The organism is Paraburkholderia sp. EG286B, from assembly GCF_040965655.1.
GTDB lineage: Bacteria > Pseudomonadota > Gammaproteobacteria > Burkholderiales > Burkholderiaceae > Paraburkholderia.
Genome location: NZ_JBFRCF010000015.1, coordinates 44,125 through 55,090 on the forward strand (window position 1 = coordinate 44,125; position 10,966 = coordinate 55,090).

Annotated in this window: 8 protein-coding genes; 3 read left to right on the plus strand and 5 right to left on the minus strand. The window is 64.8% G+C overall.

Annotated elements, in window-relative coordinates; genetic code table 11:
• Window positions 1-181: 181 nt before the first annotated feature.
• Window positions 182-1,345: an acyltransferase family protein gene (locus AB4Y42_RS28780; RefSeq protein ID WP_368696020.1), complete on the plus strand. Its 1,164-nt coding sequence runs from the start codon at window positions 182-184 to the stop codon at window positions 1,343-1,345.
• Window positions 1,346-1,408: 63 nt separating this feature from the next.
• Here AB4Y42_RS28780 and AB4Y42_RS28785 read toward each other — a convergent pair whose 3' ends face one another.
• Window positions 1,409-2,725: a glycosyltransferase gene (locus AB4Y42_RS28785; RefSeq protein WP_368696021.1), complete on the minus strand. Its 1,317-nt coding sequence runs from the start codon at window positions 2,723-2,725 to the stop codon at window positions 1,409-1,411.
• A gap of 340 nt (window positions 2,726-3,065) precedes the next feature.
• On the opposite strand from AB4Y42_RS28785, the gene AB4Y42_RS28790 reads away from it, so the two are divergent.
• On the plus strand, window positions 3,066-4,313 hold the full coding sequence (locus AB4Y42_RS28790) for an oligosaccharide flippase family protein (RefSeq protein ID WP_368690232.1): 1,248 nt from the start codon (window positions 3,066-3,068) through the stop codon (window positions 4,311-4,313).
• A 54-nt stretch (window positions 4,314-4,367) separates the two neighbouring features.
• Here the strand turns inward: AB4Y42_RS28790 and AB4Y42_RS28795 are convergent, their stop codons facing one another.
• Window positions 4,368-5,534 carry a glycosyltransferase gene (locus AB4Y42_RS28795; RefSeq protein WP_368696022.1) on the minus strand — a complete coding sequence of 389 codons (1,167 nt, stop codon included), beginning with the start codon at window positions 5,532-5,534 and terminating at the stop codon, window positions 4,368-4,370.
• A gap of 456 nt (window positions 5,535-5,990) precedes the next feature.
• Between AB4Y42_RS28795 and AB4Y42_RS28800 the strand changes: the two genes are divergently transcribed.
• The gene (locus AB4Y42_RS28800) at window positions 5,991-6,926 is read left to right on the plus strand and encodes a glycosyltransferase family 2 protein (RefSeq protein WP_368690234.1); all 936 of its coding nucleotides are present in this window, start codon (window positions 5,991-5,993) and stop codon (window positions 6,924-6,926) included.
• A gap of 57 nt (window positions 6,927-6,983) precedes the next feature.
• Here the strand turns inward: AB4Y42_RS28800 and aroG are convergent, their stop codons facing one another.
• The 3 genes from aroG to AB4Y42_RS28815 all read right to left on the minus strand — a co-directional run bounded on the left by aroG (window position 6,984) and on the right by AB4Y42_RS28815 (window position 10,933).
• Entirely contained in the window at window positions 6,984-8,057 is a 1,074-nt protein-coding gene (gene aroG / locus AB4Y42_RS28805) for a 3-deoxy-7-phosphoheptulonate synthase AroG (protein ID WP_368690235.1), read from the minus strand.
• 426 nt (window positions 8,058-8,483) lie between these two features.
• Window positions 8,484-9,950, minus strand: coding sequence for a metalloprotease TldD (gene tldD / locus AB4Y42_RS28810; protein WP_368696023.1), 1,467 nt, complete (start codon window positions 9,948-9,950; stop codon window positions 8,484-8,486).
• Window positions 9,951-10,099: 149 nt separating this feature from the next.
• Window positions 10,100-10,933, minus strand: a complete 834-nt coding sequence (locus tag AB4Y42_RS28815) for a carbon-nitrogen hydrolase family protein (RefSeq protein WP_368690371.1) — start codon at window positions 10,931-10,933, stop codon at window positions 10,100-10,102.
• Window positions 10,934-10,966 lie beyond the last annotated feature (33 nt).

Genomic DNA, 10,966 nt, shown 5'->3' on the forward strand with positions numbered 1-10,966 from the left:
TTGTGGCGGCAGGAAAAAAATTCTGATTCGGCGTGTGGTTTCGCCCACACACCTGGCCGAGAAGGGCGGGAACTTGGCGCACGCGGCACGGCGCCTGTGTCCATGATGGGACCGGCAGGAGTAAGTTTTTCATCGTCTGCCTTGCGTAAGAATCCGGCATGGACGTAGCGAGGGAAAGGTCATGAAGCTGCTACACGGAGTGGGACCGCCGATGAAAGGACGTTCCGTCGAGCTCGACTTCGTGCGTGGCATCGCGATCTTCGTCGTGATGGGCTATCACTTCCACACGGTGCGCACGGGCCATCCCTGGGTGAACGTGCTCGAGTACCCGCTGAAAAGCTTCGGCCATGAAGGCGTGAATTTATTCTTCACACTAAGCGGCTTCCTGGTGGGCGGGCTGCTGCTGCGCCAATATTCGCAAACAGGCCGCATCGGCGCGCGCCGCTTCATCGTGCGGCGGATCTTCAAGATCTGGCCCGCGTACTACGCGCTGATTTTCTTTCACCTGCTCGCCGGCCGCCATCGCCCCGATACGTTCCTCTGGCAGAACCTCACGCACATGCAGAATTACTTCGGCACCTCCATCGCGCAAACGTGGAGCCTCGCTGTCGAAGAGCACTTCTATCTGTTCCTGCCCGCGCTCCTGATCCTGCTCGCGCACTTGCGGCTGCGCGCGAATGCGCTGATCGCCGTGATGGCCAGCCTCTGCGTGGTCGTCCTGAGCGCGCGTTGCATCGCGGTATCGCACGGCGACCTCGTCGGGGCGTTCAACTACACGCAGTACCGCATGGACAGCCTGCTCATCGGCGTCATCCTCGCGACCGTCTACTGGATGAAGCCCGAACTCTGGAGCATGCTCGTCGCGAAGAAGCGCTGGCTGTTCGGCGTGGTGGGGCTGCTGCTCGCCTGGCTCATCTTCGCCACGCCCGACGTCGCGCTGGACGAGAGCGTCGGCTACACGATCCAGGCCCTCGGCTTTTGCGCGCTCATCATGCTCGTGCTCGAACATTCGGGCAGATTGCGCACGACGTGGGTGTATCGCGGGCTCGCGTGGCTGGGCGTCTACTCGTACGGGATCTACCTCTGGCATTCGCTCGCGCTCGCGCCCGGCGACTATCTGATCCATAAGGCAAGCGCGCTCGGTGTGCCGCCGCTTGCCGCCTGGCCCGTCGTGATCGTCGCGCAGTTCTTCATCGCTTCGGTGCTGGGCTATCTCACTACGCGCGCCGTCGAGTTCCCGTTCCTGCGCCTGCGCGACGCGATGTTCCCCGACATGCGCGGAGCCGTTCCTGCCGAGCGTCCCAACACGGGTGCCGCTGACAACAAGGTCGAAGGCGTTGCGTGACCCTGTGTGACGAGATCGAGCTCTTTCGGGTTGCTCAATATTTGACGACGCTTTCGCGAGCGCTCATGCCATCGCGGCCTGCAGCGTGCGCTTGAACTGTTCGAGCGTGTTGCACGAAAGGAGGTGTTCGCCCGTGGGCTGAACGGCGTTCGTCGCGCCCGCGCGCCAACGCTCGGCGAGCACATCGAGCGCGTGCGCGATCGTGGCGGGCTCGAGGTCGTCGAGCAGGGGGCCGAGCGCGCCGTCGCGGCAATACCAGCCGATCAGGCCATCGGCGCTGGCCACCACGGGCTTGCGGAAGCGGTACGCCTGCACCAGTACGCCGCTCATGCCGTAGTGCTGCTTGTAGCCGAGCCACACGGCGTCGCAGGCGGAAAAGAGTTCGCGCTCCATCTCGTCGGAGATGAACTGGTTGAAGATCACCGGCGCGCTCGCGAGTTTCGGCGCGTGGGCATCGATGAACGCGCGCGTTTCGTCGTCCTGCTGGCCCGCGATCACGAGGCACGGCGCGTCGGGCTTGTGCTCGAGCGCGAGCATCAGTTCGCGAATGCCCTTGCGTTCGCCGATCGCGCCGTACACGAGCAGATAGTGCGTATGCGCGTCGAGCTTCAGTTGCTCGCGCGCGAACACGGGGTCCATGCCTTCGATTTCGGGAAACGGGTCGGCCAGATAGCTGAGCGGTGCTGCGCGCCGGGGCTTCGTGGTCGCGAACCACTCGGGCAGCGTCGGGTCGATCGTGAAGAGTTGGCGCAGCCCGCGCGAGCGCATGGCGCGGCGAAACAGCGCCGACTTGGCCAGATCGACGAAGCGCCGTCGCGGCGTGCGCAAGCCGATGCGCGCCTGATGAAACGTCATACCCATGACGATCGCGATCCAGGGCGTCTCGCCGAATGGCGAGTCGAACCCCGCGAGCGTGTAGAAGAAGTAGTCGGCGTAGGGCGCGATGACGAGCCGCACGTGCATCGTTTTGCTCACCTGACGCAACGCGCGCGCATAGAAGTTGCGAAAGCGCATGTACACACTCGCGACGAAATGCGGGCCGGGCGGAACGGTGTGCAGGTCGAGCAGCACGAGGTGCAGATCGGGCCGCGCTTCGCGCACGATGCGCTGCGCGAGCGGATGGTCCGCGTACCCGGTATCGGTGATGACGAGGCAGCGGTGCCCGGCTTCCACGCACGCCTGGGCGATCCACTCGACGTAGCGCCAGCGGTGGCCCGTGAAGTTCGGCTCGATGATGGCGATCCAGTCGCCGCCGGCCGATGCGCGCGCGCCTGGAGGCTCGGACATCACGAGCGTGTCGGCCTCGACGTCGCACAGTGCGGCGGAGTCCTGGCTGTTAGGAGCGGCATTGCGATATCTGGCGATCGACACGTTTTCCATGCGGGAGGCCCGATGAGCATTATTACGAACAAAATAGCAGTGGTGCGCAAGCGGCATGCGCCAGATTGCGGGGCAGGGTGGCCGAAAAAGCCTGGGGATATGCCGATCGCTTGAAAATTCACGAATCGGCGCCGCGTGGAAGGCCTATGTAAGCCCGCTATAGGGCAATCGCCCCGCGCAGCGTCCCCGTCTGATTCCACCTGGTAGATGGCGCGCCATGGATGCCGCTGCGCGGTAAGGTCCAGAGCGGGTGATGAAAACGCGTTCCCAAACATGCTTGAAGGGAACTGTGAAAAGGGGCGAAAGCTCCGACTCAGAGATCGACAACAGGAGAGGCATTTTGCGCGTGATGCGGCTGCCAGCCATACCGATCAAGGCCGGCTTCGGTCCCGGCGCGGCGACCTGGGTGTTGCTGCAGCAGGTCGTCGTGCGCGGCCTCGTGGCCGTCAAGTTCCTCGTGATCGGGCGCATTCTCGGGCCGTCCGCAATCGGTCTCGCGAGCGTCGCGCTGCTCGCAGTCGCGATCGCCGAAGCGCTCTCCGATACCGGGCTCGCGCAAGCCGTCATACAGGGCCAGTCGCCGCCGACGCGCGCAGAAGCCGGCGCCGTCTGGACCACGCTCGCCACGCGGGGCCTGCTGATCGGTCTGCTGCTTGTCGCGAGCGCGCCGCTCATGGACGCGCAGTTCCACCTGGGCGGCGCGATCGGCCTCGTGCAACTCGCCGCGCTGCTGCCGCTCCTGCGCGGGCTCGCCTCGCCCGCGTATTTCATCACGCAGCGCGAGCGCCACTTCCAGCATATTGCGGCGATCGAAATCTCGTCCGCGTGTCTCGACTGCGCCTTCGGCATCGGGCTCGCACTCGCGGGGGCGGGTCCGTATTCGCTCCTGCTCGGCATGATGATCGGCGAGGCCTTCAAGAGCGTCGTCACGTGGATCGCGCTGTCGCCGCGTCCGCCGATCCGGCTGCGCTGGTCGGGCATCGGCCATTACGTGGGCTTCAGCCGCTGGATCTGGGCGAGCAGCGTGATCATTCTGATCACCAACCAGTTCGACAAGGTGGTGGTCGGCAAGCTGCTCGGGCCGACGCAGTTGGGCGCCTGGCAGATGTCCTCGAAGCTCGCGCAAATGCTGCTCGCCGACGCCGCGCTCGCCCTCTCGCAGTATCTGTTTCCGACCTTCGCCGCGCATCATCGTGGCGGGCCGCAATCGGCCGCGCGGCTGTTCCGGCTCTATCTCATGGTCGCCGTGGCGGGGCTGGCATGCGTGGTGATCGTACTGCGCTTCGCCGCCGAGCCGCTCTTTTCACTCGTGCTCGGCGCCGCGTGGCTGTCGGCCGTGCCGCTCTTTCGCATCTTCGTCATCAACATGGCGATCAGCGCACTGAACTCGGTGCTCGCCTCGTATCTGCGCGCGGTTGGCGACGCGCGCGCCGTCACGGTGGCGTCGCTGCTCCAGGTCGTGGCGCTTGTCCTGGCCGTGCCGCCTTCGTTGCACATGTGGGGTGTGACGGGCGTGGCATGGTCGATGACCTTCGGGCTGTCTTCGTGCGCGGCATGGATGTTGTATCGCGTGTCGCGGCAGAAATAAACCGGAGCGCGATGGGATTCAAGCGGGGATTGCAGCGAAGACTCAAGGGGGCATTCAGGCGCGCAGCGCCGCTTCGACGATCTCGGCGAGCTGATGTCCGAGCGTAGGCGTGTTGAGCTGGCAGTACACCGCGTGCGCGGCGGCCGCGGCCGCGCGCATTTCGTCGGGCGGTATGGACCAGATGCGGCGCAACGTGGCGGCCAGCGCTTCTGTGCCGCCGTCGCGCGCGAAGAAAAAGCCGCTGCGGCCGTCCTCGACGTAGCCCGGCTCCGGGCCCATGTGCAGCGGCAGCCGGTCGTGCACGATGGGCGGCAGGCTCAATGCGAACATGTGCACGACGCTCAAGCCCGCCGAGCCCGGATAGCAGCCCACGCGGCAGCGCCGGCTGATGGTCGCGATGGCGTCGTCGTCGAACACCGCGCCATACCAGACCACGTAGCTGCGATCGCTGTACTTGCGCTTCAGGCGCTCGCCGTGCTCGCCGTCGCCGATCACGTGGAGCGTGATGTCGTTGCCTTCGGCGTGAAGCTGGCCGACCACGTCGATGAGCGGTTCGATCTCCGACCCTTCGCGCAGCCTGCCGATGAAGAGGACGCCGCTCTCGGCGCCCGTCTTGGTGGCGGGCTCCACGCCGCACGAGACCGTGAGGGCGTTGTTCGCGACGACGAGCTTCGCGAGCGGGCAACCGATGGCGGCGAGCGAGCGCCGCGAAGCCTCGGTATAGCAGACGTAGCGTATGGCGAGCGCGACTGCGAGCCGGTAGCAGACGGTGCGCACGAGCCCCGCGCTCTGGTGCCGGTAGAGCCCCTGGCCGTGAATCAGCACGGGCACACGCATCACGCGACCGGCGAGAAGCGCGAGCCACAGCGACAGATAGCGGACGTCTGCAAAGATCAGGACTGCATCGGGACGTTCGAAAACGATGCGGCTCAGCACACGGCTTTGCATGCGGATACGCCGCGAGGGCAGGCCCGCGAAACTGGCGATATGCGTTTCGACGAATTCGTCGCACGCGGGCTTCTCGCGCGAAAAGCCGTTGGCCTCCACGCCCTCGGAGCACGCGAACACCTTGACGGAGAAAAGACGGTTGAGCGACTCGATGACTTCGATGCGATAGCGCGCGATCAATGGCTGCACGTAGAAGACCACCGGGCGTTGGAGCCGCGCGCCGGATTCGCTTTCGCAAACCGTTGTCCCGGAAGCGAGCATCTCGTGTTCCACTGGCTGGCTCCGACGTGTCGACGCAGTCATGTTGAGAGGATCTTTCCGGTTGGGTGAGTTAGTCGGTCATATTTGCGCGAATCTCTTTTAGCAGTTGTAGGCGAGTCTTATCAAAAGAGGAATCCGAAAATTGCTATTGGACGAATTTACCGGGGGGTGCTGCGCTATGGGTGATGCGTAATCAATAAATGCGCACAGAAAGTGCAATAAATTCGGATTTAATTAACGGAAAAAAGAAGCGGTAAAAGGTTCGCCGGGACGCGGCCAATACGGCCACCGCACAGAAACCGCGCAGTGCGCGCACTGCGCCGCGAATGCGCGCTCGTTCACAAACAGTTGGAATCAGTCGTTGAATAGATCGTTTCGGACAACTTGAATCCGGCCCGACTGGCGGTGCGAGGGCCTCGTGCTAACCTCGATTCGAGTCGAAACGACCACCGGAATGCGGAGAAACCGATGACAACGCTCGCTACCGATGATCTCGCGTCTTCCATGGCCCCGAACGGCGCGAAGGCGCGCATGCGCGTCGCGGCGGTGATCGCGACCAAGGGGCGGCCAACCGCCACCGCGTGGGTCGTGCGTCTGCTCGCGCGGCAAACGGTGCGGCCGGATCAGATCATCCTTTCTGGCAGCAGCGCAGACGACATCGGACCTTACGATGCCAACGGTCTGCGCGTGAACGAAATCATCGGCACGGCGGGTTCGAGCGTGCAGCGCAATCGCGCGCTCGACGCGCTTGCGCCGGACATCGACGTCGTGATTTTCCTCGACGACGACTTCGCGCCCGAGTGTCACTGGATCGAGCTGTGCGTGGAGCTGTTCGAGCGCGATGCGAATCTCGTGGGCTTTTCGGGCCGCACGCTGCGCGACGGCGCGAATACGCAGCCGATCGCATGGGAAGAAGCCATTGCGCTCGTGGACGGTGCGCAAGCCGAAGTGATGCGGCGTCCGCCGCTGCGGCCCTGCGTGGAGCTGTATGGCTGCAACATGGCGTGCCGCGCGCAGGCCATCGCCGACCTGCGCTTCGACGAGCGTCTCGTGCTGTACGGCTGGCTGGAGGACAAGGACTTCTCGCGGCGCCTCGCGCGCCGTGGCGGAGTCGTGTACTGCGACTACCTGCTGGGGGTCCACCTCGGACTGCGAGGCGGGCGCGTATCGGGCCGGCGTTTCGGTTATTCGCAGGTGGTCAACGCGATGTACCTGTGCAACAAGGGCGTGATGTCGCGCAAGGAGGCGACCAGCAACATCCTGCGCGCGCTCAGCATGAACTGCGTGAAGTCGGTGCGCCCCGAGGCGCATCTCGACCGGCGCGGCAGGCTCATCGGCAACGTGATCGGGATTGCCGATCTATGCATCGGCGCGGTGCGGCCCGAGCGCGCCGAGCGGCTGTGAATTCAGGCGCGGCGCGGCTTCAGCTGACCGCGCCGCGCGCGTCAAGACCGACTGCGCTCAGTTGCCCGAACCGCGCGCAATGCGACGCTGCTTGACCGCTTGCGCGAGCCCTTCGAGCACGCCCACGCTTTCGTCCCAGCCGATGCACGCATCGGTGATGCTCTGGCCATAGGTCAGCTCGCAGCCTTCCTTCAGGTCCTGGCGGCCCGCCACGAGGTGCGACTCCACCATCACGCCGACGATGCGCTCGTCGCCCCCCGCCACCTGGCGGCCGATGTCGGCGCACACCGGAATCTGGTTCTCGTGCTTCTTCGAGCTGTTTGCGTGGCTCGCGTCGATCATGAGTCGCGCGGCGAGACCCGCCTTGCCGATATCGCTGCATGCGGCGTTCACGCTATCCGCGTCGTAGTTCGGCGTCTTGCCGCCGCGCAGAATCACATGGCAGTCCTCATTGCCTGCGGTCGAGACGATGGCCGAGTGGCCGCCCTTCGTCACCGAGAGGAAATGGTGCGGCTGCGAGGCGGCCTTGATCGCGTCTACGGCGATCTTCACGTTGCCGTCCGTGCCGTTCTTGAAGCCGACCGGGCACGACAATCCCGACGCCAGCTCGCGGTGCACCTGCGATTCCGTTGTGCGCGCACCGATCGCGCCCCACGAGATCAGGTCGGCGATGTACTGCGGGCTGATCATGTCGAGGTATTCGGTGCCGGCAGGCAGGCCCAGCTCGTTGATCGAGACGAGCAATTCGCGCGCGGTGCGCAGACCGTCGTTGATCTTGAAGCTGTTGTCGAGGTACGGGTCGTTGATGAGGCCCTTCCAGCCCACCGTCGTGCGCGGCTTCTCGAAGTACACGCGCATCACGATCTCGAGCTCGTTCTTGAAGCGCTTGCGCTCTTCGACGAGCTTCTTCGCGTAGTCGACCGCGGCCTTCGTATCGTGAATCGAGCACGGCCCGACGATGACGATCAGGCGGTCGTCCATGCCGTGCAGGATGCGGTGCATGGCGCGGCGCGATTCGAAGATCAGCGTGGAGGCCGCTTCTGAGCAGGGGAATTCGCGGATCAGGTGAGCGGGCGGCGTGAGTTCCTTGAGTTCGCGAATGCGGACATCGTCGGTGTTGTGCGGGGGCATGGTCGTTTTCTCCTGATCCTGTGCGTAGCGTGCGTCGTTCGGACGGTGCTTCAAATTCGGTTAGATGAAGGTGCGGCTCGTAACTGTTGTCGAAACTGCGGGGCGAAAAAAAACCGCCAGGCTTGGCTGGCGGTTTCTCGTGTGTTCGGGGTCCTGCGCGTACTATCAACCCTCTCGATCCGCCAGCGGTCTGAGATACCAAAAGAAGAAAAAATAAAACTTCGTGGCGAACATGGCGGTCTTGTCTGAACGTTCGTTACGTCGAAAGGGTCATTGCCTTTATAACCCGGCCTTCTCGTGACTGGCAAGCGGGGTGCGGTAAAAAAGCGGAGTATCTGCGCAAAAAATGATTCATGCGCAGAAAATCCGCACGGCGATGCGGAATTTCCGCATCGCCGTGCATGGGGTCCGCGCGGACAACGGTGCTTAAACCGTGCCGCCCACCGTCATGCGGTCGATGCGCAGCGTCGGCTGACCCACGCCCACCGGCACGCTCTGGCCCTCCTTGCCGCACACGCCCACGCCCGAGTCGAGGCGCATGTCGTTGCCGATCATGCTCACGTACTTGAGCGATTCCGGGCCGCTGCCAATGAGCGTCGCGCCCTTCACGGGGTAGGTGATCTTGCCGTTTTCGATCATGTAGGCTTCGGAGGCGGAGAACACGAACTTGCCGTTCGTGATGTCCACCTGGCCGCCGCCGAAGTTCACGGCATACAGACCGTTCTTCACCGAGCCGATGATTTCCTGCGGGTCCTTGTCGCCGTTGAGCATGTACGTGTTGGTCATGCGCGGCATGGGCAGTGCGGCGTACGACTCGCGGCGCGCGTTGCCCGTCACCGGCATCTTCATGAGACGCGCGTTGAGCGAATCCTGAATGTAGCCCTTGAGAATGCCGTCTTCGATCAGCGTCGTGCACTGCGTGGGGTTGCCTTCGTCGTCGATATTGAGCGAGCCGCGGCGATTGGGCAGCGTGCCGTCGTCGACCACGGTCACGCCCTTCGCGGCCACCCGCTCGCCGATGCGCCCGGCGAACGCCGACGAGCCCTTGCGGTTGAAGTCGCCTTCGAGGCCGTGGCCGATCGCCTCGTGCAGCAGCACGCCGGGCCAGCCCGGGCCGAGCACGACGGTCATCGCGCCGGCGGGTGCCGGGCGCGCTTCGAGGTTCACGAGCGCAGCGTGCACGGCGTCGTCCACGTATTTCGACAGGATGTCGTCGGTGAAATAGCCATAGTCGTAGCGGCCGCCGCCGCCGCCGTTGCCGATCTCGCGGCGGCCGTTCTGCTCGGCGATCACCGTGACCGACACGCGCACGAGCGGGCGGATATCGGCGGCGAGCGCGCCGTCGCTGCGGGCAACGAGCACCACGTCATACTCGCCCGCGAGCGCGGCCATGACTTGCGTGATGCGCGGATCGCGCCCGCGCGCCATCTCCTCGATGCGCTCGAGCAGCTTCACTTTTTCGGTGGCGTCGAGCGAGCTCAACGGGTCGGACGGCAGGTACAGATCGCGGCCCGCAATGCCCGTGAGCGACTTCGCCACCTGGATCTTCTGCTTGCCGCCGCCGGCCTTGGCGATCGAGCGCGTGGCGATGGCGGCCTGGCGGATCGCTTCGGGCGAGAGGTCGTCGGAGTAGGCGAAAGCGGTGCGCTCGCCGGACACGGCGCGCACGCCGACGCCCTGGTCGATGCTGAAGCTGCCCGACTTGACGATGCCTTCCTCGAGGCTCCAGGCCTCGCTGCGCGTGGTCTGGAAGTAGAGGTCGGCGTAGTCGATGCGATGCGTGAAGATCTCGCCGAGCGTGCGCGTGAGCACTGCCTCGTCGAGGCCGTAGGGCGTGAGGAGCAGGTCCTTCGCGGTCGCCAGATTGCGGATGCCGGGTTCGATGATGTTCATGCGCTCTGTGGGATCAACGATAAAGTCTGTCAATGAAGATTCGGGCGCGGTGCTGCGTAATCAAGCGCCTTAAACGGAGAACTCGCGTGGAATTCGATGGGGTTCATTCGCGGGGCCAGTCGTCGCGTGTGTTGCATGCTTGACGTGCATTATGCGCAGTCGAGCACGCGGTGCCGCCACGCCGGCAGGCTCGCGCGCACGCTAGCGATGCGTTCGAGGTCGATGTCGCCGGCCACCACACCCGCGCCTTCGTCGCGCACGTCGACGATCTCGCCCCACGGGTCGATCAGCATGCTGTGGCCCCATGTGCGGCGGCCGTTCTCATGCGTGCCGCCTTGCGCCGCGGCGAGCACGTAGCACTGGTTCTCGATCGCGCGGGCGCGTAGCAGGATCTGCCAGTGGGCGCGGCCGGTGGTGTAAGTGAACGCTGAAGGCACGACCATCAGTGCGCAGTCTCCCATGCGCCGGTACAGCTCGGGAAAGCGCAGATCGTAGCAGACCGACAGGCCGACCCGGCCAAACGGCGCCTCGAACGTGCGCACCTCGGCGCCGGGCCGGATCGTGCGCGCTTCGTCGAACGATTCGGCGCCTTTTTCGAAATTGAAGAGGTGGATCTTGTCGTAGCGCGCGCGTTCCTCGCCGCTCGGATCGAACACGAGCGTGGTATTGAGCACGCGCGTTTCTTCGGGCGCATTCAGCGGCAAGGTGCCGCCGATCACCCACACGTCATGGCGCCTCGCCGCATCGGCGAGAAAACGCTGAATGGGGCCGTCGCCGTGGGGCTCGCGGATCGCCAGCTTGTCGCTGTCCTTGTGACCCATGAAGCAGAAATATTCGGGCAGCAACACGAGGCGCGCGCCCGCGGCGGCAGCCTCGGCGATCAACTGGTCCGCTTCGGCGAGATTGCGCTCGCGATCGGGCGTGCTGACCATCTGCAGCGCGGCGACGCGAAACGGGTCGAGGGAGGGAGCGCTCATCGGCAGATCTTGAATGGGTTCGGGGTGCATGGCGCGCAT

Coding starts and splice junctions, on each gene's coding strand:
- AB4Y42_RS28780 (WP_368696020.1), top strand. CDS start 182: ATGAAGCTGCTACACGGAGTGGGACCGCCGATGAAAGGACGTTCCGTC.
- AB4Y42_RS28785 (WP_368696021.1), bottom strand. CDS start 2,725: ATGGAAAACGTGTCGATCGCCAGATATCGCAATGCCGCTCCTAACAGC.
- AB4Y42_RS28800 (WP_368690234.1), top strand. CDS start 5,991: ATGACAACGCTCGCTACCGATGATCTCGCGTCTTCCATGGCCCCGAAC.
- aroG (WP_368690235.1), bottom strand. CDS start 8,057: ATGCCCCCGCACAACACCGACGATGTCCGCATTCGCGAACTCAAGGAA.
- tldD (WP_368696023.1), bottom strand. CDS start 9,950: ATGAACATCATCGAACCCGGCATCCGCAATCTGGCGACCGCGAAGGAC.